Raw genomic sequence first — 25,856 nt, forward strand, 5'->3', positions numbered from 1 at the left:
AGTTAAACACGAATCTTAATCACATTATCAAACATTTCACCTCTATTCTTCGTTAATTTTATTAACTAAATTTCAATATTGCTTTTACAATAAGCGCATGCATTACCTATGCTTAGTTATTGAGTCTCCTAGCTAGATTTATTGCTAAGTGTCCCCTACAAAAAAACTATTCTAATGTGGAGTGTGAATATGACCGCGCGTGAAAATGTAGTGCCGGTTCTGCTTGAAAAAGTTTACCAACTGATTCAGGAAAAACTCGAGCTATCCCACCAGCCTTTCGTTACTAAATTAGCTCAACACCTGTTTAGTAACATGTCTATGGACGACCTAATCCAACGCAACGAGTCTGACCTTTACGGTGCGATTATTAGTCTTTGGCATCATATTCAAGAGAAGAAACCAGACGACGTCTCGGTTCGAGTATTTAACCCGACAGTCAGCCGCCACGGTTGGCAATCAACCCATACCATCGTAGAAGTGGTGGTACCTGATAGCCCGTTCTTGGTTGATTCCATCAAAATGGCGTTAAGCCGACTGGAGCTTAACTGTCACCTAATGCTCAACAACCCGACACAAATCACTCGCAATGAAAAAGGTGAAGTGATTGATGTCAATGGACAGGGTGGGATCTTACAGTCATTGTTCCACATCGAAGTTGACCGACTAAGCAAAAAAGATGAAATGCACAAGTTGAAGCAAGAGCTGCTTGATGTGCTCAACGATACTCGCTTGGTGGTGAACGATTGGTTGCTCATGGTAGAGCGACTAGAGCAAGTGACAGCACAACTGGAAGCGCAAAAATCAGCGGTTTCCATGGATGGTGAACGTTTCGATGAAAGCATTGCATTTCTACGTTGGTTAGGGGACCACAACTTTACGTTCATGGGATACAAAGAGTACGACTTGGTGAGTGTGGATGGCGAAACTGAGCTCGTACCAACAAAAGAAAAAGGCTTGGGTCTTTTTTCGGAAGAATCTCGAGTTCGCAGTGTGAAGTTATCACAACTTTCAGACTCAGCTCGCCTCGAAGCGAAAAAGCCAAGTGCTTTGATCATTACTAAAGGTAATAAAGCGTCTCGTATTCATCGTCCTGCTTACAACGACTACGTTGGCATTAAGAAGTTTGACGCGAAAGGAAAAGTGGTTGGTGAGCATCGTTTCACGGGCCTGTATACCTCGTCAGTGTATAACCAAACCGTTTCTTCCATTCCACTTATCCGCGAAAAAGTGGATCGTATTCTCGATGCCAGCGGATACCGCGATGGCTCATATGCATTTAAAGCGCTACACAATATCCTTGAAAATTACCCACGCGATGAACTGATTCAAGCAAAAGAAGAAGAGTTACTCGAAGTCGGCATGGGCGTAGTGCAAATGCATGATCGCGATCTTCTGCGTCTGTTTGTTCGCAAAGACCCGTTTGGCCGATTCTTTAGTGCGATGGTGTATGTGACAAGAGATCGTTACAACACAGAGTTGCGTCGCCAAACTCAACGCATTTTGAAACAGTACTTTGGCAGTGAGCAAGAAGTTGAGTTTACAACGTACTTCTCCGAAGGGCCGTTAGCACGTACCCATTATATTGTGCGTGTAGACAACAATAACATCGACGTAGACGTGAAAAACATCGAGCAAAATCTAATGGAAGTCTCTTCAACTTGGGATGATCGCCTTAAAGATTCTATCATTGCCAACTTTGGTGAAAGTAAAGGATTGCCACTTTCAAAAGAATACATGAAGGCATTTCCACGTTCTTACAAAGAAGCAATGATGCCGGGCAGTGCGGTTGATGATATTGATCGTTTGGAGGCACTTAGTGATGACAACAAACTGGGTATGCTTTTTTATCGCCCTCAAGAGTTGTCCGCAGACTCTAAAGCCGTACGCTTGAAACTGTTCCATCGTGACGAACCCATTCACCTTTCTGACGTCATGCCGATGCTCGAAAACTTGGGCCTGCGCGTGATTGGGGAGTCACCATACGAGATCCACAAGACCAATGGTCAAACATTCTGGATCCTCGATTTCTCGATGTTGCACAAGAGCGACAAAGTAGTGGACTTAAGTGAAGCGAGAGATCGTTTCCAACAAGCGTTTGCCGCGATTTGGGAAGGGGAACTAGAAAGTGACGGTTTCAACCGTCTGCTATTGGGTGCTTCGCTGACTGGCCGAGAAATTTCAATTTTACGTGCCTATGCTCGTTATATGCGCCAAGTGGGTTTCCCATTCAGTCAACAATACATCGAAGACACCCTGAGTCACTATCCAGAGCTGGCCAAAGGGTTGGTTGATCTCTTTATCAAACGTTTTGATCCTAAACATAAAGGCAGCGAAAAAGGCCAACATGAGCTGATCAACAAGATCACCGAGCAGCTAGAGTCGGTGGATAGCTTGGATGACGATCGTATTATTCGTCGTTACATGGAAATGATCATGGCGACGCTACGCACCAACTATTTCCAACTTGATGATCAAAAACAACCTAAGCCTTGGTTGTCATTAAAACTAAAACCGCGGGAAATCCCTGAAATTCCACAGCCTGTACCAGCCTTTGAGATCTTCGTCTATGCCCCTGACATTGAAGGCGTTCACTTGCGTGGCGGAAAAGTGGCTCGTGGTGGTTTACGTTGGTCAGATCGCCAAGAAGACTTCCGTACAGAAGTGCTTGGCTTGGTGAAAGCGCAACAGGTTAAAAATACCGTTATCGTGCCTGTTGGAGCAAAAGGTGGCTTTGTTTGTAAACGTCAACATACCTTGACCAACCGTGATGAGATTTTTGCGGAAGGCCAGCGTTGTTACAAACGTTTCATTCGTGCGCTATTAGATGTCTCTGACAACATCATTGAAGGGGAAGTGATTCCACCGAAGAGCGTTGTAAGACATGATGAGGATGATCCTTATTTGGTCGTTGCAGCAGATAAAGGCACCGCAACCTTCTCCGATTTAGCGAACTCTGTGTCTGCTGAATATAACTTTTGGTTAGGTGATGCATTTGCGTCTGGTGGCTCTAACGGCTATGACCACAAAGCAATGGGTATCACTGCAAAAGGTGGTTGGGAGTCTGTGAAGCGTCATTTCCGTGAAATGGGTATTGACTGTCAAACAACAGACTTCACGGCGATTGGTATTGGCGATATGGCGGGTGACGTATTTGGTAACGGTATGCTGCTGTCAAAGCACATTCGTCTACAAGCGGCATTTAACCATCTTCATATCTTTATCGATCCAAACCCGGATTCAGCTTCTAGTTGGGAAGAACGTGATCGTTTGTTCCAACTCCCTCGCTCGAGTTGGGAAGATTATAATCCTAAGCTGATTTCAAAAGGCGGCGGTGTCTTCTCACGTAAGGCGAAGTCGATTACCTTGACACCAGAGATCCAAAAAATGTTGGGTACCAAGAAAACCTCTTTGGCGCCAAACGAATTGATTAAAATGGTCCTGAAAATGGACGTGGATCTGCTTTGGAATGGTGGTATCGGTACGTATGTGAAAGCCTCGAGTGAAACACATACCGATGTGGGTGATCGTGCGAACGATGTGTTACGTATCGACGGCCGTGATCTCAATGCCAAAGTAGTTGGTGAGGGCGGTAACTTAGGTATGACGCAAAAAGGTCGTATCGAGTACGCTCTGAAAGGCGGACGTGTTAATACCGACTTTGTTGATAACGTGGGCGGTGTGGATTGCTCAGATAACGAAGTCAACATTAAGATCTTCTTGAATGGTTTGGTCTCCAATGGCGACATGACCGTGAAACAGCGCAATAAGATCTTGGAATCGATGCAAGATGAAGTCGGAGATATCGTTCTAGATGATGCTTACCGCCAATCTGAATCCATCTCTGTGACCGAACAGCAAGGTGTTAGCGTTGTTAAAGAGCAAATTCGCTTTATTCACACTATGGAAAAAGCAGGCTATCTGGATCGCGTTCTAGAAAACATCCCTGATGATGAAACGTTACTAGAGCGTGAGAAGCTGGGCCAAGGCCTAACTCGTCCTGAACTGGCAGTATTGGTGGCTTATGGCAAGATGGTACTGAAAGAGCAACTCGCCAATGACGAGATTGCCAATGATGAGTTCCATGGGCAGCAATTGATCCAATACTTCCCAAGTGAATTGAGAAACAAATTCGCGAATCAGATGTCTTCACATCCACTGCGTGCGGAGATCATTGCTACATCACTTGCAAACCAAATGGTTAATGAGATGGGATGTAACTTTGTCACTCGTCTCCAAGAAGAGACTGGCGCATCGGTTGTGGATATCGCCAATGCGTACAGTGCTTCACGCGAGATTTACGGCTTGGGTGAAATTTTGGCTCAAACACGTGAGCTGGACAATGTCGCGAGCGCAGATGCTCAATACGAAATCATGTTCCACGTGCGTCGAATGCTTCGTCGTGTTGCACGCTGGCTACTGCGAAATCGCAGTGGTAAGAATACGGTGAGTGAGCTGATTGCGAAGTACCAAGCTGACGTTGATGTGATCACGCATTCTCTTGACAACATGCTGGTTGTCTCTGAAGTGGAAGAGCATGATGAGCTGGCAGAAAGTTGGATCTGTCGTGGGGTAGAAGCGAAGCTAGCTAGCCGCGTTTCTCGTCTAACCAGTCTCCAATCAGCGTTAGACATTTCTTCGGTTGCTCGTGAAACCAATAAAACGGTTGAGGAAGCAGCGAAGTTGTACTTCAACTTAGGCGATCGTTTATCACTACATTGGTTCTTGAAGCAAATTAATGGTCAGGCAGTCGATAACAACTGGCAAGCCTTGGCTCGTGCTGCTTTCCGCGAAGATCTCGATTGGCAACAACGTTTGCTGACTGCTCAAGTGCTCAACTGCATGCAGTCAGAGAACAAGGGAGATGTCATGGAAGCGCTGGAAACGTGGATGGAGCGCAATGAAACCTCACTACATCGTTGGGAAAGCATTCTCAACGAGTTCAAAGTGGGTAGTGTGCATGAGTTTGCCAAGTTCTCGGTCGCATTGAGAGAACTGGTTCTTCTCAACTTAAATTGCAGCTCAAATAGTTAATGTTTTGAGTCTCTGACATGAAAAAGCCCCTTAGATGGGGCTTTTTTTATATTGAAGAGCAAAAAACAACCAACAATAAGTTGCGTTGTCACTTTTTGATGCTTGGCAATCGTTACCATTCCTCATGCCTTTCACTAACTTTCAATAAATAAAAACATTAACCATCTGTTTTAAATCAATTTAATTCGAATGATGCATTTGGAATACAATATCTTTGACGTTTTTGTTTGAAATGTTGTTCTTTTAAGTAAATAATACCAACCCGTTTACACGGGGCTTTTTTCTTTCGGAGGCACAATGCTTTACCGTCTTGCCAGAGCTGGCTTTTTTCAATTGGATGCAGAAAAGGCACACGATCTCGCTATCCAAAACTTCAAACGCTTTACCGGCACACCAATTGATCTTTTCTATCGTCAACAACTCCCAAATCGACCAGTAGAATGCATGGGACTCACTTTCCGAAACCCAGTTGGCCTTGCGGCTGGTCTGGATAAAAATGGTGAGTGTATCGAAGCATTTGACGCAATGGGATTCGGCTTTGTTGAAGTTGGTACCGTTACACCTAGAGCACAATCAGGAAATGATAAACCACGTTTGTTCCGCTTAGTAGGTGCGGAAGGAATCATTAACCGTATGGGTTTCAATAACCTAGGTGTTGATAATCTCATTGAAAACGTCAAGAAGGCCAAATACAGCTGTGTATTAGGCATCAACATTGGTAAAAATAAAGACACACCAATCGAGAAGGGCGCGGAAGATTATCTCATCTGTATGGAAAAGGTATATGAGTACGCGGGTTATATTGCCGTGAATATTTCTTCTCCAAACACGCCTGGGCTAAGAACACTTCAATATGGTGAAGCGCTCGATGAGCTACTGGTTGAGTTAAAACGTAAGCAAGCCGAGCTTGAAGAGCAGCATGGAAAATATGTACCTCTGGCATTAAAGATCGCACCGGATCTTACCGACGATGAAATTAGCCAGATTTGCCAATCATTGATCAACAACAAGATCGATGGTGTGATCGCAACCAATACCACACTTGATCGCACGATGGTTGAAGGCATGAAACATGCGCAAGAGGCTGGGGGCCTTAGTGGTCGTCCACTTCAGTCCCGTTCTACTGAGGTTGTGCGATTACTTCGCAAGGAGTTACAAGGTAACATCCCAATTATTGGCGTTGGTGGTGTTGATTCTTATGTTGCTGCAAAAGAAAAAATGTTGGCAGGGGCGGATCTTGTACAAGTTTACTCTGGCTTCATCTATCACGGGCCAGGCTTAGTACGCGATATTGTTAAAAATCTATAGAATGATTCGCTAACATACTGACATAACAGCTTTTCTAACAGAAAAAAGAGGACTTGGTTTCCTCTTTTTTTTTATTCATTCGTTTGTAGAATCAAAGCAGTTGGAGGGTAATTAAGCGTTTACCTCTGTGAATCAGTCAGTGTGAGAATAGAATGATGCTTAAACCAAGTGATAAATGGAGCTGGTATTTTGATAAGCCGTCAGGCCGTCTAATGCTTGACTTAGGCGATAGATATCTATTTCAAACCAATCTCAGTGATAAATTGCTGGTGGACTGCGCTTTCTCCTACAACGACTTCACAGTCGATGACGCAAGTGCCTTTCAAACTTTTAAAGAATGCCTGTCATCGCTTGATTTGAGTGAATATCGCAGAGATGAGCTAACGCTCTACTGCGTTGCTGCTAAGCGCTTTCATAAGCCAGTCCAACCCAAGAGTTGGTTTTTCCATTCTACAGGTTCGGATTACCAACCCAGTGAAGGGGAGCTTGTACAACTGCAAAATGGCTTGAATCAAGGGCTGTTTATCGTTTTGGAAGCAGGGGACAATGCAAGCTTAGTCAGCTGTGTAGAGCTTGAAGGCTTTATGCTAAGCAGCTCAAAGAGCTTAAGTTATGGTGAAGCCATCAAAGTCATGCACGATCGCATGTCTACTGCTGCAAGAATGAATACGCTAATGCCTATGGCATTAGTCGGATAACCTTTCCTAATTTTCGTTCCTATACATTTTTCATCGGCCTTCTGGCCGATTTTTTTTGCCTTCTCCTACCTCTGTTCATTGTGTTCGTTCGTCTAAATATTGCGACTATGAGAGCTTGTAGTGCAATCTGGTCGACATTTTTTACACATTTTTAGTTCGTAAAACGTCCACTTTTGCCGGCGAAATATCATCGATAGAGTAAAAAATTCCCTCTTTTAAGTGGTTTTGTAATTAAATTACCAACATAAATTCGCTCTGGTATAGTCCAGTTTTTATGTGAATAAGCATTCACTATCGTGATTTGAACCGAATTTTCGTTTAGGATTGCATACGTTTCGTTCATCACTTCTGAATTGGTGTTATTAATTCACGACGATAAAACGACCAGTTGATACGCTGGCTTATAAGGAGATGAGAAAAGTCCTTGAAATGCGAGGCATGGAGTGGATTTGTCAGGTATAATCAACGCCATTTTTAATAGCTAAAGAACACTATGAACCAATATCTTGCGGTTACCTCAAATGGTCTTGAGAACCTTCTTGCTGAAGAACTAACAAAACTTGGAATTGCAGACGCTAAGCCAGTACAGGCTGGGGTAAGATTTAAAGCCTCTAATGAACAGGTTTATCGCTGCTGTCTATGGAGTAGATTGGCATCGCGTTTTGTTCGCGTGTTGTCCGAGTTTACCTGTCAAAGTGATATGGACTTGTATTTAGCAACGTCCTCTATCAATTGGGTAAATCAATTCCACAGCACTAAGAAGTTTGTGGTTGATTTCAACGGCACGAACCGTGAGATTCGTAACAGCCAGTACGGTGCGATGAAAGTGAAAGATGGCATCGTAGATTGTTTCGAAAAGAAAAACCTACCACGTCCAAATATCAGCAAAGAGCGTCCGGATGTGCGTATTCATGTTCGTCTCCACAAAGACAAAGCGATTCTTGGTGTTGATATGGTCGGGAATGGCTTGCACCAACGTGGCTATCGTCCTGCGTCTGGTAAAGCGCCACTCCGTGAAACCTTGGCTGCTGCTATCATCCTTCGCTCAGGCTGGACAGAGGAACAACCGCTTTTGGATCCAATGTGTGGTTCAGGTACGTTGTTGATAGAGGCGGCCATGATGGCAGCAAACATGGCGCCTGGAGTAAAACGCGAAAAGTGGGTCTTTGAATCACTTGAAGATTTCGAGCCAGAAGTGTGGGCAGAAATAAAATCAGAAGCAAATGTCATTGCTCGAAGAGGTGTCAAAAAAGTTGGCGCAAGATTCTATGGCTTTGATAATGATGAAAAAGTGCTGAAAATTGCCCAAGATAACGCTCGTAGAGCAGGGGTTGCGGATCTTATCGAATTTAAGTTGGGTGACGCCGCTACAGTGTCACGTCCTCAAGAGTTTGAGAATGGTGTGATTGTTTGTAACCCGCCTTATGGTGAGCGACTTGGTACAGAACCAGGATTGATTGCACTATACACAGCATTTGGTGGTCAGTTAAAAGCACAGTTTGGTGGTTGTACAGCATCTATTTTTTCCAGTTCCGATGAGCTGCTGAGCTGTCTTCGCATGCGTGCAGAAAAACAGTTTAAACTGAATAACGGTGCGTTACCTTGTCACCAAAAGAATTACACGATCGCTCAGAGAAGTGCAGAGCAGATTGAAGGTGCAGATGGCCCGCTTTCTATCGCACCAGACTTTGCTAACCGCCTAAAGAAAAACATCGGTAAGATTGGCAAATGGGCTCAAAGAGAACAGCTCGATTGTTACCGTATCTATGATGCCGACCTACCAGAATACAACGTGGCGATAGACGTCTATCAAGATCACTTGGTGATTCAAGAATACGCCGCACCAAAAGATATTCCGGAAGAGAAGGCAAAGCGTCGTCTGACGGACATCATTCGTGCTTCGATTCAGGTAACTGGCGTAGAAGCCAACAAAGTTGTGCTGAAGGTTCGTGAGAAACAAAAAGGCCGTAACCAATATCAAAAATTGGGTCAAGTTTCTGAGCGAATGGAAGTTAACGAGTATGGTGCAAAGCTGATCGTCAATTTGTACGATTATCTGGATACGGGGTTGTTCCTAGATCATAAGATCACGCGCCGTCGTTTGGGTGAAATGGCAAAAGGAGCCGATTTCCTTAACCTGTTTGCTTATACAGGGAGTGCCACGGTACACGCCGCTCTTGGCGGTGCCAGCTCGACAACAACGGTCGACATGTCGAACACCTACCTTGAGTGGGCAAAAGACAACATGTCTGCAAATGGTTGTGTCGGACGTCAACATAAGTTTGAGCAGGCAGATTGTTTACAGTGGTTAGAGAAAGCGCAGGGGCAGTACGATTTAATCTTTATCGATCCGCCTACGTTTTCAAACTCAAAGCGCATGGAAGATTCGTTTGACGTTCAGCGCGACCACATCAAACTGATGAAAAACTTAAAACGTTTGCTAAGAGAAAACGGCACGATTGTTTTCTCTAATAACAAGCGTCATTTCAAAATGGATATGGAAGCGATGGAAGAGTTGGGTTTAGACGCGAAGAATATTTCTTCTCAGACGCTGCCACTCGATTTCTCAAGAAACAAACATATTCATAACTGTTGGGTCGTCACCCACAAAAAATAGGAACAAGGAACGTGATCACCTTATACGGTACCGAAGGATGCCATCTGTGTGAGATGGCCTACGAGTTGGTGGAACAAGCAGGCATTGCTGAACAAGTTCAAGTGATTGATATCGCGTTTGATGATGCGCTATTTTCTCGTTACGGGGTCACGATTCCTGTCTTAAATTCTCAAGGGTCAGAGCTTGGCTGGCCCTTTGATCTAGAAAAATTAAAACAATGGTTGGACGATAATGGCATTACTTACCATTCATAATGGTCAACTCGCCTTTGGCGATAATCCTCTACTTGATAAAGCTGATTTTGTACTTCAAGAGCATGAGCGAGTTTGTTTGGTAGGACGCAATGGGGCGGGTAAATCGACCTTAATGAAAGTTCTAGCGGGCGAGGTGATTCTCGATGATGGTAAGCTACAGATCACTCAAGATGTCGTTGTATCGCGCTTAGAACAAGACCCCCCACGAAACGAACCAGGAACGGTTTACGATTATGTGGCAAGTGGGCTAGCTGAAATTGGCGAACAATTAAAGATCTATCATGATCTTCTCGATCTTGTCGCTCAAGAGCCAACGGAAAAGAACATTAACCGCTTAGCGAGAGTGCAAGAACAGCTTGATCACGCCAACGCGTGGCGATTTGAAGACCGAGTTAAGCATGTGTTGGCGGCATTAAAGCTGGATGCTGAAACGAAGCTCACCGATCTGTCGGGCGGTTGGCAACGCAAAGCTGCTCTGGCGAAAGCGCTAGTATGTGATCCAGACGTTTTGCTACTAGATGAGCCAACTAACCACCTCGATGTTACGACCATTGAATGGCTAGAAACGTTCCTCAAAGATTTCCGTGGCTCCATCATTTTTATTTCCCACGACCGAGCCTTCATCAAAGCAATGGCAACGCGTATCGTTGACCTTGACCGCGGTAAACTTGCCTCTTTTCCTGGCGATTACGACAACTACCTTATTGAAAAAGAAGAAATGCTTCGTGTTGAGGAGATGCAAAACGCAGAGTTTGATAAGAAGCTTGCTCAGGAAGAAGTGTGGATTCGTCAAGGCATCAAAGCACGCCGAACACGTAATGAAGGTCGTGTTCGGGCACTTAAAAAGCTGCGAGAGGAACGCCAGAGTCGAGTTGACGTACAAGGTAAAGCCAAAATCCAAATTGATGACGCCGCACGCTCTGGCAAGATTGTCTTCGAAGCAGAAAAACTGCAGTTTTCATTCGATGGAAAGAAAATTGTTGATGATTTCAGTTTTAATATCATGCGTGGTGATCGAATTGCGCTTATTGGCCCTAATGGCTGTGGCAAGAGCACGGTCCTTAAGTTACTGCTGGATCAGCTAAAACCGGAATCTGGCCGGCTGCATTGTGGTACTAAGCTGGAGGTTGCGTATTTTGACCAATATCGAGAAATTTTGGATCCTGAAAAGACGGTCATTGATAACCTAGCGGATGGTAAACAAGAAGTCACCGTGGGTGGGCGAGAACGCCATGCTTTGAGCTATCTTCAGGATTTCCTGTTCTCACCGAAGCGTGCTCGTACACCTGTCAAAGCACTTTCAGGTGGTGAAAAAAACCGTCTGCTTCTTGCTCGCATCTTCCTAAAACCGAACAATTTATTGATTCTCGACGAACCAACTAACGATTTAGATATCGAAACATTGGAACTTTTAGAAGAATTGCTTGCCAATTATCAAGGTACTCTACTGCTGGTTAGCCACGACCGACAGTTTGTGGATAATACCGTCATGACAAGCTGGATCTTTGAAGGTGAAGGAAAAATCGAAGAGTTTGTCGGTGGCTATCATGATGCTCAACAGCAGCGCAAACAAGCGATCGAAGCACGTGAAGTGATGGAAAAATCAGCGCCTAAAGCAAAAGTCGTTGAGGAAACTCCCAAAACTGCGCCAGCTAAGAATACCTCTAAGAAGTTATCATATAAGCTCCAACGAGAACTTGAAGCACTACCTGCCAAGTTAGAACAGTTGGAAGCGGATATTGAAGCGCTTCAAGAGCAAGTAAACTCCGCAGAGTTTTTTGCTCAACCCGTAGAGACAACGCAACCAGTGCTAGAGCAACTTGCCGCACTGGAGCAGGAATTAGAAATTGCTTTCGAGAGATGGGAAGAGCTCGAAGCTATGCAACAGGACAGTTAATAAATAGATGAATTGCAGTACTAGATTCAAATTAACCACAGTCGCGCTACTCGTTGGTAGCGCCATGAATGCCAACGCCGCATTGTATAAGGTCGTTGAAGTTGATCCTGCACTCAATGGAAGTTCATCAACCTATAACGATGCTTATGGTGTTGCAATTCAACAAGGTGATGTCGCTTTCGAAACCGGTTGTTTCGCAAATGGTGCTAATTGTACAGATGATCAGTTCAAACTCGCGCTTGAGACTCGTGTCAGTGTCGATGGTGTGAGCTATCGAGAAGAGCTTCCGTTTGCGATGGATGCGACATTTGGGTACATCCAAGAGTTTGATGACTTTGAGCGTTATTGCTACAACGAACTGCGTTATTCGACGTGTGAAACGTGGGCATCGATTCACTGGGCTCCTTGGTATAAAGAGCTAAGCAAAGACTATACTTCAAACGCACTGGCTTTTGTGGAAGGTAATCAAAGCGCTTACACCAATAAATTCAACAATGTCATTAACAGTTTAACGGAAAGCGGTTCACCCGTTGGAAATCAAAGCATTGTCAATGATGAAGGGACGTTACAGACCCGCAATAAAGTCGTGGCGCCAGTGATGCCTGTGTATGAAAAGGTCAGCGACACAGACACGGAAACTGATTTCTATCAATCACGAGCTTGGAAAACCGATGGTACTTACACTGTAGGCAGCGTTTCCTCTAAAACCGGTAATGAAAACGGCACACACTATACGAGCAAAGCGGCCATTTGGGACGCTGCTGGCGTAGTGAAACAGTTGGATTGGCCTCAAGGCGCAGATAGAGATGGTGAACGTTTAGCGCAGGGAAGTATGCGTGATGTGGTTGTCGATTCGACAAACAACAAAGTCTACGGTGTTGGTTACAACACTTACGCAGATGACAACTATATTGATGCCAGCGTGTTTGTTGGTACGTTTGACGCTGGCGGTGCATTAAAAGACTCTACTTGGCAAAGCAAACAAGTTAGTGGCGCGCAGATGAAGATCAGTGGCGACATTATCCATAGCAATTCTGTTGTTACTAACGTAAACAGTAACTTTGTCGCAATAGGCGAAGCAAAGCGCGCTGGCGGTAAACCTTCCGAAGGTTCAGCAGCCAATCGACTATTCTTGGTCAAAGATGTTAGAGCCGAAAGTGTTTCGGCGACATTTCTACCTGAGTTAGGGGGGATCTTCTTCTCTGGTGCAGGCGGTAAAATGGGTGGCATCAACAAATACAATGAAATTGTCGGTCAGTTGGACGCTGAAGATACTCGAGAGATCGACGGCAAGCCGCGTCGTAAACGTGCATTTATTCTGCCTTATGAGGCAAATGGTTCTGTTGAAAGTAGAATATCGATATTCGATAACAAAGCGTGGTATTTGGATGACCTTACCAATGGTTCTAACGCGCCTGTTGAAAACAACCAATATCGTATTATCGACGCAACGGATATCAATGATGCTGGTGTGATTTCCGCGACAGCAATCAAGTGTGAAGGTGGCTACGATACAACCGCACACAACTCATATTGTGGTGAAGGTTCCAAAGAGGAAACTGTGGTTGCTGTTAAGCTAATTCCTATCGCAGATGCGGATGCAAGTAACATTAATACGCGTCCAGTTGAAAAAGCCGCAGCAGAGCGTAGCGGAGCAGGACTTGGTTGGTTGTCTTTGACATTACTGGTTTTATTTGGTTTCCGCAGAAAATAGGCTATTTTTTAAACTAGGCACAGCTTCACAATTTTGAAGTTGTGCCTTTTTTATCGCTTGAGAAATCCCTTCATTTGATCGATTCTTAATTGTGGAGTCACAAAAGCTCCATCAAAGTTTCACAGTAGTACGTTAGTTCTAATGGACCTGTATGAGGTAGAAATTATGAAGAGACAAAAGCGTGATCGCCTAGAACGAGCACAATCCCAAGGCTACAAGGCAGGCTTAAACGGTAGATCTCAGGAAGAATGTCCTTATCAACAGATGGACGCTCGTTCGTATTGGTTAGGTGGTTGGCGTGATGCCAGAAGTGACAAACTCTCTGGTCTCTATAAATGATGTCCACATACAACACAGAAGGATTTTAAAGAAGGGCCCACGATGTGGGTCTTTTCTATTATTGGGCGGAATAAAAATGAAAGGCGCAAGAAAAAACGGCCCAAAGAGCCGTTTCATCAAAATAACTGGAAAGCGGTGTTGTTTAGAATGCAGAGGTATCTTGGAAAAGACCCACTTTTAGATCCTTAGCGACGTAAATCTCTTTACCATCGACAAGAACTCGGCCGTCCGCTAGACCCATAACAAGCTTACGATTGACAACTCGTTTCATGTGGATCTCGTAGGTCACCTTTTTCGCTGTAGGGAGGATTTGACCAGTAAATTTAACCTCACCAACACCCAAAGCGCGGCCTTTGCCCTTGCCGCCAACCCAACCAAGGAAGAAACCAACTAACTGCCACATCGCATCCAAGCCAAGACAACCAGGCATCACTGGGTCGCCAGGGAAATGGCAGTCAAAGAACCATAGATCCGGTTTGATATCTAGCTCAGCCAAGATGAGGCCTTTACCAAAGTCGCCTTCAGTTTCTGACATTTTGGTTACTCGGTCCATCATCAACATGTTTGGTGCTGGTAACTGAGGGTAACCAGGGCCAAACAGTTCACCTTGACTAGAGGCTAAAAGATCTTCGCGGGTATATGATTCACGTTTATTCTGCATTGTTTGTAAACTCCAATTTTAGACACAGGCATGTTAGTGAACAGGTGTACGCTAAACAACTCCGATCAGTACTAGACAAACCAGTTTTTAATCCATTGAACAAAGCCTTGCGGATGATCATGCTTCGTAAAGTTATCGATTCTTTCAGCAATTTTGTTGAGCACGCTATCTTCGTCTTCACCACAAAATGGCTTATTCATAATGATTGGGATCACATCTTCAACATCGGATACCGCCCAAATATGAAACTCACCGAGTTTAATGCTTTCGACCACGTCTTTATGAAGTGCCAGATGTTTTAAGTTCGTTTCCGGTAGAATAACCCCTTGCTCGCCGGTGAAGCCTTGGTGTTTACAAACCTGATAGAAGCCTTCAATTTTTTCATTTAGGCCTCCTACTGCCTGTACACGGCCAAATTGGTCCACTGCACCCGTCACCGCGATTTGCTGATTGATGGGGTACTCAGATAGGGCGCTGACAAGGCAGCAAAATTCAGCAAGTGACGCACTATCTCCATCGACTTCACTGTAAGATTGCTCGAATACAATAGAAGCAGAGTAAGGCAGTGGTGCATCGAGTTGCAGCGCACTGCTGACAAGTGCTTGCATGATCATCATACCCTTGGCGTGAAGATTTCCACCGAGCTCGGCTTTACGTTCAACGTCAGAAATATCACCATCACCAAAATGGATAACACAAGAAATTCGAGCTGGCTCACCATAAGAAACTGGGTGACCTGCGACATCAATAACGGTGAGGCCGTTAATCTGGCCGATTTGCTCGCCCGTTGTTTCAATGATCACTTGGCCATCAAGGATATCGTCGATAGCGCGCTGGGGGAGATAAGACTCACGGAAACATTTTTCCTCAATGGCTGTATCCATGTGCTCACCGTTGATCTGGTAGCCTTGCGATTCAATAGCTGCCAGAGAGAGCCATTGGTGAAGCCAAATTGGGGAGAGGGGCAGATAATGTTGGTCTTCTGTTTCACGAACGCCGGCAATCAACAAACGGTGTAGTGCATCTTTATCAAAACTGGGTAGACGGTAGCGGTCACATATCCATTTAATGTAGCCGACATAGGCATCCAGATTCTCTTCACCTAGGTGAAAATCTTCTTCGAGTTCGCTGAACAAAGTCATTGGTGAGAAGAGATCAGGATCAAGATACTCAAGATCCGCCAACTGCCCACGATCACCAGTAATAACCAATTTTATGTCGTAGCAAGTCGGTTCTAGGTGTGATGATTGCCACTCGGGTTTTAATGGAGAAATGGGTAGGGATTCGCCAAGTACTGCCGCCTTAATCGCTGGCCAAGAGCCTGGATTTGCAAGCAGCAAATTCGCAGAGACAGTGACAATGCCACCACGAGCTTTAGAGAACAATCCTGCAATGATTTCGACGTCACCATTAACATTAAGTTTATAGCAGTCAAAGAGATGAGAAGGAGAGAGTGTCTCTGTTTTTAGTACCACTAGTTCAGGATCAATAGAGTTCAATCCTTCTTCAACCAAACCACGATAGATAGGGTTATCACAACAATTAATCACCAAGAAACGAGCCATTCCAGAAAGAAGGGTAAAGTGGCGGAATGTTGCTAATGCACGCTCTTGTAGCTCAAAATAATGGGTTAACTCAATAGAGTGAAGATTAGCAAAAGACGATTCAAATTGATCGAATTGTGGCGTAACGGCTTGCCAGTTAATTTGGTTCATTGACTTTCTTCATAAACTTTAATTGCAGCGGAGTATATCAGAACCAACAAAATCTGCAGTTAAATCCGGCTAAATAGATGGTGAGGGAGGAAAAAGTTGATCTCTCTCTATCCTTCGACCACGTATTGTTGAGAATTAAACCCACATGGGTTACGCTGTCACCCTAAGTAGCGCTAGGACATGGAAAAATGAAATATCAACAACTCGAAAACTTGGAATGTGGGTGGAAATGGCAGTATTTGATCAATAAGTGGAAAGATGGAGAAACCATCACTAAATATATTGATTCGAGTGAAGCTGACCATGCGGTTTCTGAACTAAGAAAGTTAGAACATGAACCGACCAAAGTCCTCGAGTGGATTGATTTGCACATGGCGGAGGAGCTTGACAAGAAACTCAAACAAGCCATTCGTGCCAAACGCAAGCGCCATTTCAACGCTGAGCAGATCCATACAAAGAAAAAATCCATCGATTTAGATTATCGTGTATGGGAAAAGCTATCGACACGTGCGAATGAGCTGGGTTGTACATTGTCCGACGCTATTGAATATTTACTGAGTGAAGCTTCTCGTAGCGAAAAGGCGAGTGCAGCCGTATCCACTCTGAAAGAAGACTTAAGCAAGTTATTATCCGATTAGTGCAGGAGAACACACATGTTGTATGTCATTATTGTGGCCGCAATCGTTATCTTTTGGCTAGTGGCCATTGATCGCCCCGTATTGAAAGTTTCCTTTAAAGAAGGGCATATTCATTCAGTCAAAGGGAACTTGCCACCGTCTTTTCGCCATAATTTAGTGGAGATTGGCGAGAAGACGCCTTTTGATGGTGAAATGAAAGTTTACAGCTTACGTACTGGTGCAAAGTTGGTGTTCAATAAACAAGTGCCAAAGAAAGTCCAACAAAGAATTCGTAACGTATTTCCACATCAAGGATTTAAGTCTAGCAAAGGTAAGAAACACGCCTAATAAACATATCAATTGCAACAATCACTAATCCACCATGCAATTGAATAGAATCGACGTATATCATCCAGTCTGCGCACTGTATTGTATTTTCATTTGGAAAAATTATGCGATACAGTGTCACCTTTCTTCTTTCATCTCTTTTACTCTTCTATCCAAGTGCGATTCATGCCGATGATTCCACTCGTAACCCAATAGCATTAAAGCTAAAAAAGTCAGTTCAAAAGAAAATCGACAAAGAGTTTGTCCACTATTCGGGCTATTGCGACGTTGTCGTCTATTTTAATCACACGGATAAGCATGCGGTGGTTGAGAAGGTCAATGGGACGGGTGATGCCAAAATATGTCGCTTTGCGAAGCAAACAATCAAAGTCGGCAGTAAGTTTCGCTATAAGGTGCCGGAACGTATGATCTTCATTCACATCTCGAGCTAATCAATAGTTGATAGAAAGAACGATGTGTTGTGTACGTTTACTACTCAAGAATTAATGTTGTCAGTGACTTATAGTGACAGAGTAGGCAATTTCAAGATCAAATAATGGAAGCAATGTCACTTTGATTTTTCATTTTTGTTCTCTATGGAATAAACTAAAACTAGTGATAAATCTTTAAAGGGATACAGATTTGCTACTCGCCAACAGACGGTATACACAAGAAGCGATTGAAACAGCGGAACAAGTGGCAAATGAGGTTAATGTTAGACATGCCAAGTGGTTAGTGAGTATGAAATACATTCTCGATCAGTCTAACGTTGATAACCTACTTAGTTTACAAGGTCGCTATTGCGAAGACGTTATTTTCTCAGAAGATGAGCGCATCACTCGCAATCAACGCATTTTATTAGAGTGTGAGCAGGCTAAAGTGGTTGAGCGGCGTGAACAGGTAAAAGCAAGACAAAACACCCATAAACGTGTCGTTGTGGATGTTACCCGCCATGCTGAGCACATGATGATTGAGAAACTACTCAATACGCCCATCGACAAATTGTTTAATGGCGTACCTAACTTTGATCATCTTGCTTCGTTCGCGTACTCACCATCCTTGAGTTTCTCCAAGCTGAGTACCTTGACAACCCTGAGTCATCAGCTTAGTTCAAGTATTTTAGATCTCGTTACAAACCCTAAATTCTGCGAACGTATAGGGAAGTCATCGAAAAGTGTGACCGATGCAAAGATAGCAATAGGGCAGATAGGCATAGAAAATTGCCGTTTACTTTTCCCTGTTCTGATGGCTAGACCGATGCTCAAATGGTCCGATGCGAATACCAAGTTGATTGCCCCTAAAATGTGGCAACATATGATAGTCACGGCGAATGTCACTAGAATGCGCTTACAAGATGCAAATTTCAAAGAGCCCGATGCAGGCATCTTGATTGGTGTGTTGAGAACAGTTGGCCAGTTTCTCGCATCAAACCATTTTACGCATACATTTGAAGACGCTTTAGTTGAGATGATGCTCAAATACCGAGAGCAAGATATGCGTGAAGAATATTACGCTTGTGCTGAGGTCGTCGCCAATATGTCTTTTTTGCCCAAAATCATTTTCGAACTTGAGGGACAACTTGCTAAACGAGTTTTGGAGTACATGGATTGGCCAGCAAATGCAATGTTTATCAAAAATGCCGTGATTGAGGATATAGATAATGTGCCTGTTGAAGAAAGAAGTATTGCAGGAGCTGCATTAGCACAAGGTCGGGCATTCTCAATCTATGATGGATTACAGCATAGCAATGCATTCGTAGAAAAACACAAACCGTATTGGTTTGCTCAAGTACAAATGCCAGGAACATCGCTCAAAGATATTCAAGCGAGAATGCCAGGACGCTTAACGCTGTCGATGTGATTTGTATTTAATTTCAATAATTTGTGACTGCTTGGCTATGTGGATTGGCAGCCCTACGGAAGCCTTAGCTAAGTGCGCATTATGCGGCCTTATGTTAAGTGTTGCTTATAGAGCAATTACTCAAGAGACTTCGATATTTCGGAGTTTCATTGATGAAGTATTACGAAATGACAAAAAACTTTGTTTTTCGTGAATTTGAATGCGGTCTAACAGTAGAAGAAACTGCAAAACTTTGTTTTAAAAGTGTGAGAACAGTCAAAGAATGGGATAGGGGATTACCCATACCAAACGAGTGTAAAAGGCTTATGAGAACCACCAAAGGGCGAAGCTTATCATCTTGTGATGAGTGGGAAGGGTTCAAAATGCACCACAATAGACTTGAATTACCAACAGGGCAAAGAGTGACGGCGCAAGAGGTTTTAGCAGGAATAGCGCTATTGGAGATAGCAGCACCGGACGACAATCGGGCAAAATCAAAGCTGCTAAAGTATGCAAGAGTTATAAGTAAAATTAAGGGGCGTTAAGCCCCTTTTTCATACTTCCAAGAAAGATTAATAGTAACAACATGTTTACCAGTAAAATTATATATTCCTCTGGAGTGAGTGGGATCATCAAAAAGATGAGGATTTGATTTATAGAGTTTAACCAAATCACCAACGAGAGCTTGAAGAGGCTCAGGAACGCGAACAACAGAAGAGGGTGTTTGTTTCTTCCGCCCAGCGCCTTTACGTTTTCCACCATGAGGTTGTTTAATCTGAGAGTGATAACGAGTGTAAACTGATAAAGGGGTATTTGGGCCGTCTAACATGGCTAAGTCAGGCTCAGAATCAAGCCACTCCTTTGCGTGTTCCGCCAAATCAAAATCAGTGTAGAGACCACTCCGAACAGCATCGGTATATTGAGACTGATATTGCGCTAAAAGACTTTGAACCGATTCACCCATAGATACTTTGCATTTAACTGCCATACTTGATTCCTGTAACACATTTCAAGAGCTTGATTAATGTTACACCAATCAAGATTTTGAATTCTGTTACACCAATCAAGATTTTGAATTCTGTTACACCAATCAAGATTTTGAATTCTGTTACATTAATCATAATTCTTGATTTGTTTGCAAAGACTCGCTTAGCTCAAACACTGGCGCACTACGTTTGCAGTTCGATATGGTCGGCAATAGATAAAAGTGACCTTTGATTTAATTGAAGCCGCAGAAATTCCGCTTTTTGAATTTGAATAGCTCGTGCCTCGCATCCAAACACAAAACGAGCGGCATCAATCAGAGAATCGTTGTTTTAATCACAACCTTGAGCTCTTTCTTTACGTTTTCTGTACCTTCCGAACGGAATAGCGCGCCCAGTAATGGAATGTCCATAAGAACGGGAACACCTGAAACCGAATCACGTTGCTCAGTTGAAATGAGACCGCCAAGAACAATTGTTTGACTATCACGTACCTTGACCACGGTTTTTAGGGTGCGCTTTTTGGTGATGATGTCAGCCGCGATAGCGGAATCGGTTACGGAGCTAGATTCCTGATTGATTTCGAGCACAACAAAATTGTCCATAACATGAGGGACGACCTCAAGCGACACGCCAACGTCTTTACGCTCTATTTGCTGGATGGTATTGCCGCCGTCGGTTTGCTGTTTTGAGGTAAGGAAAGGAACGTTTTCACCTACTGTAATGTAACCGCGCTCTCTATCCATTATGAGCATGTTAGGGCGAGATAGGAGTTCGGTATTCTTTATTGTTGCCACGGCCTTTACCATTGCTGAAAAATCACCATTATCGAACATTAAGAGATTGTCTTTTAACTTGTTAACAATGGTCGGTTGAGTAACAAAACCAGCATTTTTAAAAACCGCTTCCATATTTACACCAACGTCCTGGCTATCTCCTAGCTCAGTCTCAGTAATAATGGCTTCAATAAAAACCTGTTTTTGAGGGCGGTCAATTCCATCAAGGAGAAGCTCAATTTTTTCTAGTTGATCAAGTGTGCCAGTCACAATGATTGCGTTAGTTGTGGGAAGGACTTCAACGTTGTAATTCTGAATAGGTTTTGATTCGAGTGATTGTGATTGCGTGGCTTTAAGCATTGAGGCCATAAGGTCAACGATTCGAGAGTTGCGAACGTGTTTTAAACGATATAGGCGAGGGTAAGCAGGTTCTATGGGAATTACTTTTTCAGAGTCAATAGCAACAGTATAGAGACCCTTATCACCTTGCAGAGTGTAACCGTGAGCGTTAAGAACAGAAACAAAGAAAGAGGCGTATTCGTCAGGCAGTAGAGTAGGAGCGGTAAAAGAGACCGAGCCAGAAACCCCAGAGCCAAGAACAACGGTTTGACCAGTTTCACGAGAAAACCAAGAAACAAAATCAGCAATAGGTGTGTCCTTGGATTCAAACACCGCAGGCTCATAGGCATATGAAGAAAACGAAAAGAGCACAGAAAACAAAGACAGTGCCAAAGCGAGCGCTTTTGATTTGAGAGTATTCATTGTTTCACCTTAACGCTTTTAAAAAGAGGAACTAGCAAAGCAGTTCGAAAGATTGGTTATCACCTGTCACGGTTATGCTGCAAATGCTACGAGCGGTAGCAGCAAAGCCCATTGCATAAAGTTGTGAGCTTGAAAGTCTGACGTTGTCCTTTTCAAGCACAAATGACGGGGCGGTGTTGGGAGGCGTCATTGCTGACTCGATTGTGTAACCCTCAAGAAGCTCAGAGAGTGGTTTTGTCTGAACTGGCGGAGCCTCAACAACTTGCGTTTGAGGTTCAGAGTCAGGCAAGGCAGAAATAGAAATCGCACCCGCAACAATCAAGCCGCCCATAAAGGCAGTAAGGCGTGAAAAACGCTTGCCGTATATCTTGGTAATTCGCATGATGTTTCTCGCTGTCATGGTGACACGGTAACGGTAATGTGTGTAAAAAGGAGGCAAAAGGGTATAAACGCCAGCTGTATCGTGAACTGCGTTAGCGGTATAGGGCGAATCGACCGTCACAATCTTTTTATCGATGAACGCTTGTTTCGTGTCGTAAGCACTGTAAAGCCCCTTGCCATATGACCACCATTTATCAACCGTTAAGGCTTGCTCTGAATCGCCATACTTAACCACGCCAACATGAATTCTAGGTAAACGCAAATCAACAAGCCCAAGTGTTAATAAGCTTATAAGTGGGGAAATTATCCAAATACGCATACGGTCTAAGCGGCGACAGATGACAAGATGCTCACCCAAGGATAAGCGCGCCTGTTTATCGACTATCGAGATATTTTGCACGATAAAAATGATGTCCCACCCGAGTTTTCTAGCGTGCAAACACCAATCGATAACGGCAGAGCGCCCCTTATCATTCCAAGTGCGCGAGTTAAACCACGTGCCGCACTCATCGAGAACTAGGAGACCGTTTTTCTTTTCGTCATAAGTCAAATTTCCGCGACCAATGGCGACCAAATCGGCGTGGCTTGGTTTGTCCGGTACGCGCAAGAGGCGAACATTTTTAGCCTTTCGGCCAAGCATATTCTTTAAGTTGATATCGAGGTTAGTCGCAACAGGAACACCGCGCTCAAACGCCTCACGAATTCGAGCAACGCTCATTAATGATTTGCCGTTGCCAAGCTTGCCAGTAACAAAATAAACGGTCATATCATCACCCCGACAGCTTATCAACGACAAAGAATTGCCACGTATAGAGCCAGCGCGCAATCTTGCAACTGATGATAGTGCCAATACTAAAAGTCGTGTTGTCAGGGATAATCAAAGACATGGCATGATTAAATTGAGGCGGCGCGACAAAGCGAACCAAATCACCAATTGAAACGACACCCAAAATCGCCGCGCCCGTAATAGTCGCCAGCAAACCAACCGCTACGAGTCGAGTGGTAAACCCAACCGAAAAAAAGCGAGTGAAGAAACCACCAACCACAGAAACCGCAGTACCAACAACCGTAGCAATTGCCGTTGTCGCTGTACTAGACGCGATAGTGCCAATAATGGGGATTAACGCAGGTAAAGCCATGATTAACGCCTCCTAGTTGCGCCTACTGCATTGGGGGCAAAATCATAGAGAATCGTATCTATGATAAACATGCCCGTTAACATGAAGAGAACGAAGCCAAACAACTGCTTAAAGATTTCGAAGGGGCGACAATCCAACGTGTAACCAAACGCGACAACAGGCTGGCATTGCGACGACGACGGAATGAACCCCACCACTTTATTGATGTAAGGCATGAAAATATTTTTATCGACCATTTCACGAGTGGAGTAATCGAGAAGGGTAGATTCAATGGTGCTTTGCGCACTGCTTAGCGAAGCGTCAAACGCATCATTAGCTTGTGTAAAAATTTCCTCAGTTGTGCCAGAGGTTAAGCCGTGAGGGTTTTCACAGTAGTTATTCTCGACAGTAGGCTCACAAGGTTCAGGGATTTTGTCAGCCAAGTCATTTAAAGCACCTTGGAGGCCATCAATTGCGCCTTTTAATTCACCCGTTTGCGCATCAAGGGCGGTGGTAATTCCATCGGTTGAACCTTTGATTGAGCCCTCAATTGAACCTGTTAACGCGCCCGTTTGAGCCTCAAGCGCGCCAGTTAGCGCACCCGTTTGATGTGAGGTTGCACTAGAGATTGCACCGCTAACGCTATCAAAGCCAGTCTCAAGTGTGGAAGCCAACGAACCGGAATCCGTACCAACTAAAGCATTTTTAAGGTCGGTAAATTCCTTATTGACTGAGGTTTTTAAATCGGTCATTTCTTCAGTCAATTTAGCGTTTTGAGATTGTGAATTCGCATCAAGCTTTTTAAGTAACTTGCGATGCAAATTAACATCTTGCTGTAGCTGCAATTTGATGTTGTCGTTAATGGCCTTGGTATTGGCTGTAGTCTTTGCAAGCTCAGTATTGAGCTCAGCAAAATTTTTGTTGTTATCAACATTTAAGTTGCGAATGGTTTTGTTCAAATCCGAATTAAGGTTGCGGATTGACTCAACAATATCTTTGCTCGGGTCGCCTGTATTTGGGTTTTCCACATCGGGCTCAGGGTCAACCGGATTTGGGTTAATCGGATTGGAGGTCTCGGGGTCAAAGGGGCTAGGGTCTGGAATTTCAGAGTTACCATTGTCGCCACCGTTATCACCGCCGTTATCACCGCCATTATCACCACCGTTATCATAAGAGCCGCCAGTGCAGGAGAATTTGCCTTGAGCATTAAAACCGCAATCGGCTTCAGGGTCTAAATCGGCACCAGGGTCGGGAAGACCATCGCCGTTTTCGTCTTTTGGGCAAAGGTAAGGGTTAGTGTGAGGCGCGGCAGGGTCGGGTACACAGCCGTCAGGGGGATTATTGCCCGGCTCTATACCATCGTTAGTGCATGACTCGGATGTGCCGACCATATCGCCATGACACACACCAGTTTCGGGAAAACACAAGACAACAGTTGAGGAGCGATAAATACATTGCTTAGAACATACGCGTGGGCTATCCCCGTAAACCTTAAAGGGCCATTTCTGGTCAGGTATAACAACACCCTGAGCAACCTCGGAGCAATCCGGCTTGGGCTCCTCACACTTATTTGTTTCTGGGTTTAATTCCTGACCACTGGGGCAAGAGGATACGGGATTAACAAAATAAGCTGACCCAACAGACCATGAAGAGCCAGATTGATACTTAATCATAATCGTCGCGCTCTTAATATATACATCAAGTATCTTACGACCCTCCGCATACTGACCAACACAAGACTTAAGATTAAAATTGCTCGAAAAAGTATCACCCACCTCAAAGGACCAAACGGCGTCGCAATAAAACGACATGCCGAGTTTTCCGGTAACAGTATACATGGATGAAAAAGCGCTAAACGAAACACCAAAAAACAACAGGAAAAAAGCGATGCTTTGTTTAATACTCATGAGGAAGGCTCCAAAAAAAGTGCAGGGAGGTAAGCCCCTGCACTTGGTTGTTATGATTAGCTGACGGCTTTGTTTGCAAATTTCTTGAACAAACCAATGCCAGCAAGCGCCACGAATACGAGGGGAACGATAATCCAAGCTTGAGCTTCAAGGTCGGTTACAAGTGTGCCGATAGACGTAAACGCATCAGTAACATGCGCTGGAAGGGCTGCGTTAGCAGAGCCAGCAACAGAAACAAGAGCCGCACCAGCCGCTAGGCGTTTTTGAGTAAAGATGTTTTTGATTTTATCCATTGATAGATACCTCAGTAAATTTTTTAAAAGATAGGATTTTAAAGCCGAATACCCAGCCAAGACCTAGACAACCTAGTGCCACTGACGCGAGGTATTCAATATCAAGTGGGCTTATCATCGTTGACCCCCTGCGATTAAGCCAAGACCTACACAAATGCAAAGTCCGATAACTAAGTGCAGCGTGTAAAGTTGTTCAAATTGCAAATCAGTCATGGTGATAAGCTCCTCTTGATAATTCGTTCACTGACTCAGCCAATGAACTGAATAGGGTTACTGTTTTTTAAGTTCAGGCAATTGGAACAGGTGGAAGCCTTGAATTTCCACGTGCTTACCCTCGTTGTTTGCGAAGCTCATTTTCTTGAACTCAACATCAAACATCATGCGAGTACCTACGCAAGCCTTGAGAAGCTTGCCAGATTCGCCACCTTGCCAAAGTTCAGGTGCAATACGCACCTCAATAGTGGACGTTGGGTTAGTGGTGATGAGGTTTAGCTTGCCGTGTAGCTTTTCCTCGCCTGTATTGAAATCGCGCTTTGTTTCTTGCGTGATGTCGGAAACGTCTAGAATTAATCCTTCCATTCTCATAGTGGTTTGCCCTTATTTTTTGCTAGTTGGTTGT

The 25,856-nt window shown here is 44.1% G+C and carries 23 protein-coding genes; 13 read left to right on the top strand and 10 right to left on the bottom strand.

Going from position 1 to position 25,856, the window contains the following annotated elements:
- Positions 1-189: 189 nt before the first annotated feature.
- From CIK04_RS19845 to rmf, 8 genes are all read left to right on the top strand, one after another.
- Positions 190-5,031, top strand: coding sequence for an NAD-glutamate dehydrogenase (locus CIK04_RS19845; RefSeq protein ID WP_097352697.1), 4,842 nt, complete (start codon positions 190-192; stop codon positions 5,029-5,031).
- Between the two features lie 297 nt (positions 5,032-5,328).
- Positions 5,329-6,339, top strand: coding sequence for a quinone-dependent dihydroorotate dehydrogenase (gene pyrD, locus CIK04_RS19850; protein WP_097352698.1), 1,011 nt, complete (start codon positions 5,329-5,331; stop codon positions 6,337-6,339).
- Between the two features lie 155 nt (positions 6,340-6,494).
- The gene (locus CIK04_RS19855) at positions 6,495-7,037 is read left to right on the top strand and encodes a cell division protein ZapC (protein ID WP_017422072.1); all 543 of its coding nucleotides are present in this window, start codon (positions 6,495-6,497) and stop codon (positions 7,035-7,037) included.
- Between the two features lie 493 nt (positions 7,038-7,530).
- Positions 7,531-9,654 carry a bifunctional 23S rRNA (guanine(2069)-N(7))-methyltransferase RlmK/23S rRNA (guanine(2445)-N(2))-methyltransferase RlmL gene (gene rlmKL, locus CIK04_RS19860; protein WP_039448596.1) on the top strand — a complete coding sequence of 708 codons (2,124 nt, stop codon included), beginning with the start codon at positions 7,531-7,533 and terminating at the stop codon, positions 9,652-9,654.
- An 11-nt stretch (positions 9,655-9,665) separates the two neighbouring features.
- Complete coding sequence (locus CIK04_RS19865) at positions 9,666-9,908, top strand: glutaredoxin family protein (protein ID WP_039448598.1); 243 nt, start codon at positions 9,666-9,668, stop codon at positions 9,906-9,908.
- Positions 9,886-11,805, top strand: a complete 1,920-nt coding sequence (locus CIK04_RS19870; RefSeq protein WP_045614661.1) for an ABC transporter ATP-binding protein — start codon at positions 9,886-9,888, stop codon at positions 11,803-11,805. The genes CIK04_RS19865 and CIK04_RS19870 overlap by 23 nt, the downstream gene beginning before the upstream one ends.
- Positions 11,806-11,812: 7 nt before the next feature.
- On the top strand, positions 11,813-13,519 hold the full coding sequence (locus tag CIK04_RS19875) for a DUF3466 family protein (protein WP_045629459.1): 1,707 nt from the start codon (positions 11,813-11,815) through the stop codon (positions 13,517-13,519).
- A 165-nt stretch (positions 13,520-13,684) separates the two neighbouring features.
- Complete coding sequence (gene rmf, locus CIK04_RS19880) at positions 13,685-13,858, top strand: ribosome modulation factor (protein ID WP_011080475.1); 174 nt, start codon at positions 13,685-13,687, stop codon at positions 13,856-13,858.
- 142 nt (positions 13,859-14,000) lie between these two features.
- Here rmf and fabA read toward each other — a convergent pair whose 3' ends face one another.
- Together fabA and CIK04_RS19890 are read right to left on the bottom strand one after the other, a co-directional pair.
- Positions 14,001-14,519 carry a bifunctional 3-hydroxydecanoyl-ACP dehydratase/trans-2-decenoyl-ACP isomerase gene (gene fabA / locus CIK04_RS19885; RefSeq protein WP_011080474.1) on the bottom strand — a complete coding sequence of 173 codons (519 nt, stop codon included), beginning with the start codon at positions 14,517-14,519 and terminating at the stop codon, positions 14,001-14,003.
- A 71-nt stretch (positions 14,520-14,590) separates the two neighbouring features.
- On the bottom strand, positions 14,591-16,234 hold the full coding sequence (locus CIK04_RS19890; RefSeq protein WP_097352699.1) for a Lon protease family protein: 1,644 nt from the start codon (positions 16,232-16,234) through the stop codon (positions 14,591-14,593).
- Between the two features lie 188 nt (positions 16,235-16,422).
- Here CIK04_RS19890 and matP point away from each other — a divergent pair, with 188 nt between their 5' ends.
- From matP to CIK04_RS19915, 5 genes are all read left to right on the top strand, one after another.
- Positions 16,423-16,872, top strand: coding sequence for a macrodomain Ter protein MatP (gene matP / locus CIK04_RS19895; protein ID WP_011150268.1), 450 nt, complete (start codon positions 16,423-16,425; stop codon positions 16,870-16,872).
- 15 nt (positions 16,873-16,887) lie between these two features.
- Entirely contained in the window at positions 16,888-17,199 is a 312-nt protein-coding gene (locus CIK04_RS19900; protein ID WP_017422066.1) for a DUF3634 family protein, read from the top strand.
- Positions 17,200-17,303: 104 nt separating this feature from the next.
- Positions 17,304-17,630: a hypothetical protein gene (locus tag CIK04_RS19905; protein ID WP_017422065.1), complete on the top strand. Its 327-nt coding sequence runs from the start codon at positions 17,304-17,306 to the stop codon at positions 17,628-17,630.
- Between the two features lie 190 nt (positions 17,631-17,820).
- On the top strand, positions 17,821-19,038 hold the full coding sequence (locus CIK04_RS19910; RefSeq protein ID WP_097352700.1) for an HDOD domain-containing protein: 1,218 nt from the start codon (positions 17,821-17,823) through the stop codon (positions 19,036-19,038).
- A 152-nt stretch (positions 19,039-19,190) separates the two neighbouring features.
- Entirely contained in the window at positions 19,191-19,562 is a 372-nt protein-coding gene (locus CIK04_RS19915; RefSeq protein ID WP_097352701.1) for a phage protein, read from the top strand.
- Here the strand turns inward: CIK04_RS19915 and CIK04_RS19920 are convergent.
- From CIK04_RS19920 to CIK04_RS19950, 8 genes are all read right to left on the bottom strand, one after another.
- On the bottom strand, positions 19,559-20,005 hold the full coding sequence (locus tag CIK04_RS19920; protein ID WP_097352702.1) for a hypothetical protein: 447 nt from the start codon (positions 20,003-20,005) through the stop codon (positions 19,559-19,561). The two genes, CIK04_RS19915 and CIK04_RS19920, sit on opposite strands and share 4 nt — an antisense overlap.
- A gap of 312 nt (positions 20,006-20,317) precedes the next feature.
- Complete coding sequence (locus tag CIK04_RS19925; protein WP_097352703.1) at positions 20,318-21,538, bottom strand: secretin N-terminal domain-containing protein; 1,221 nt, start codon at positions 21,536-21,538, stop codon at positions 20,318-20,320.
- A gap of 31 nt (positions 21,539-21,569) precedes the next feature.
- Positions 21,570-22,685 carry a zonular occludens toxin domain-containing protein gene (locus CIK04_RS19930; protein WP_097352704.1) on the bottom strand — a complete coding sequence of 372 codons (1,116 nt, stop codon included), beginning with the start codon at positions 22,683-22,685 and terminating at the stop codon, positions 21,570-21,572.
- Positions 22,686-22,689: 4 nt separating this feature from the next.
- The gene (locus CIK04_RS19935; RefSeq protein WP_045598749.1) at positions 22,690-23,058 is read right to left on the bottom strand and encodes a DUF5455 family protein; all 369 of its coding nucleotides are present in this window, start codon (positions 23,056-23,058) and stop codon (positions 22,690-22,692) included.
- 2 nt (positions 23,059-23,060) lie between these two features.
- The gene (locus CIK04_RS19940) at positions 23,061-24,944 is read right to left on the bottom strand and encodes a hypothetical protein (RefSeq protein WP_128824640.1); all 1,884 of its coding nucleotides are present in this window, start codon (positions 24,942-24,944) and stop codon (positions 23,061-23,063) included.
- Positions 24,945-25,000: 56 nt separating this feature from the next.
- Positions 25,001-25,237, bottom strand: coding sequence for a major coat protein (locus CIK04_RS19945; RefSeq protein ID WP_097352706.1), 237 nt, complete (start codon positions 25,235-25,237; stop codon positions 25,001-25,003).
- A gap of 114 nt (positions 25,238-25,351) precedes the next feature.
- A complete protein-coding gene (locus CIK04_RS35625; protein WP_224655563.1) occupies positions 25,352-25,450 on the bottom strand; it encodes a tail virion protein G7P-2 in 99 nt (32 codons plus the stop codon).
- A gap of 57 nt (positions 25,451-25,507) precedes the next feature.
- Positions 25,508-25,822, bottom strand: a complete 315-nt coding sequence (locus CIK04_RS19950) for a chemotaxis protein (RefSeq protein ID WP_176463388.1) — start codon at positions 25,820-25,822, stop codon at positions 25,508-25,510.
- Positions 25,823-25,856 lie beyond the last annotated feature (34 nt).

This window comes from Vibrio sp. 03_296 (genome assembly GCF_002265885.1).

What these genes read in the sequence shown, in the direction of transcription:
- CIK04_RS19845 (WP_097352697.1), top strand. Translation starts at nt 190, where the DNA reads ATGACCGCGCGTGAAAATGTAGTGCCGGTTCTGCTTGAAAAAGTTTAC.
- pyrD (WP_097352698.1), top strand. Translation starts at nt 5,329, where the DNA reads ATGCTTTACCGTCTTGCCAGAGCTGGCTTTTTTCAATTGGATGCAGAA.
- CIK04_RS19855 (WP_017422072.1), top strand. Translation starts at nt 6,495, where the DNA reads ATGCTTAAACCAAGTGATAAATGGAGCTGGTATTTTGATAAGCCGTCA.
- rlmKL (WP_039448596.1), top strand. Translation starts at nt 7,531, where the DNA reads ATGAACCAATATCTTGCGGTTACCTCAAATGGTCTTGAGAACCTTCTT.
- CIK04_RS19870 (WP_045614661.1), top strand. Translation starts at nt 9,886, where the DNA reads ATGGCATTACTTACCATTCATAATGGTCAACTCGCCTTTGGCGATAAT.
- CIK04_RS19875 (WP_045629459.1), top strand. Translation starts at nt 11,813, where the DNA reads ATGAATTGCAGTACTAGATTCAAATTAACCACAGTCGCGCTACTCGTT.
- rmf (WP_011080475.1), top strand. Translation starts at nt 13,685, where the DNA reads ATGAAGAGACAAAAGCGTGATCGCCTAGAACGAGCACAATCCCAAGGC.
- fabA (WP_011080474.1), bottom strand. Translation starts at nt 14,519, where the DNA reads ATGCAGAATAAACGTGAATCATATACCCGCGAAGATCTTTTAGCCTCT.
- CIK04_RS19890 (WP_097352699.1), bottom strand. Translation starts at nt 16,234, where the DNA reads ATGAACCAAATTAACTGGCAAGCCGTTACGCCACAATTCGATCAATTT.
- matP (WP_011150268.1), top strand. Translation starts at nt 16,423, where the DNA reads ATGAAATATCAACAACTCGAAAACTTGGAATGTGGGTGGAAATGGCAG.
- CIK04_RS19900 (WP_017422066.1), top strand. Translation starts at nt 16,888, where the DNA reads ATGTTGTATGTCATTATTGTGGCCGCAATCGTTATCTTTTGGCTAGTG.
- CIK04_RS19905 (WP_017422065.1), top strand. Translation starts at nt 17,304, where the DNA reads ATGCGATACAGTGTCACCTTTCTTCTTTCATCTCTTTTACTCTTCTAT.
- CIK04_RS19915 (WP_097352701.1), top strand. Translation starts at nt 19,191, where the DNA reads ATGAAGTATTACGAAATGACAAAAAACTTTGTTTTTCGTGAATTTGAA.
- CIK04_RS19920 (WP_097352702.1), bottom strand. Translation starts at nt 20,005, where the DNA reads ATGGCAGTTAAATGCAAAGTATCTATGGGTGAATCGGTTCAAAGTCTT.
- CIK04_RS19925 (WP_097352703.1), bottom strand. Translation starts at nt 21,538, where the DNA reads ATGAATACTCTCAAATCAAAAGCGCTCGCTTTGGCACTGTCTTTGTTT.
- CIK04_RS19930 (WP_097352704.1), bottom strand. Translation starts at nt 22,685, where the DNA reads ATGACCGTTTATTTTGTTACTGGCAAGCTTGGCAACGGCAAATCATTA.
- CIK04_RS19935 (WP_045598749.1), bottom strand. Translation starts at nt 23,058, where the DNA reads ATGGCTTTACCTGCGTTAATCCCCATTATTGGCACTATCGCGTCTAGT.
- CIK04_RS19940 (WP_128824640.1), bottom strand. Translation starts at nt 24,944, where the DNA reads ATGAGTATTAAACAAAGCATCGCTTTTTTCCTGTTGTTTTTTGGTGTT.
- CIK04_RS19945 (WP_097352706.1), bottom strand. Translation starts at nt 25,237, where the DNA reads ATGGATAAAATCAAAAACATCTTTACTCAAAAACGCCTAGCGGCTGGT.
- CIK04_RS35625 (WP_224655563.1), bottom strand. Translation starts at nt 25,450, where the DNA reads ATGACTGATTTGCAATTTGAACAACTTTACACGCTGCACTTAGTTATC.
- CIK04_RS19950 (WP_176463388.1), bottom strand. Translation starts at nt 25,822, where the DNA reads ATGAGAATGGAAGGATTAATTCTAGACGTTTCCGACATCACGCAAGAA.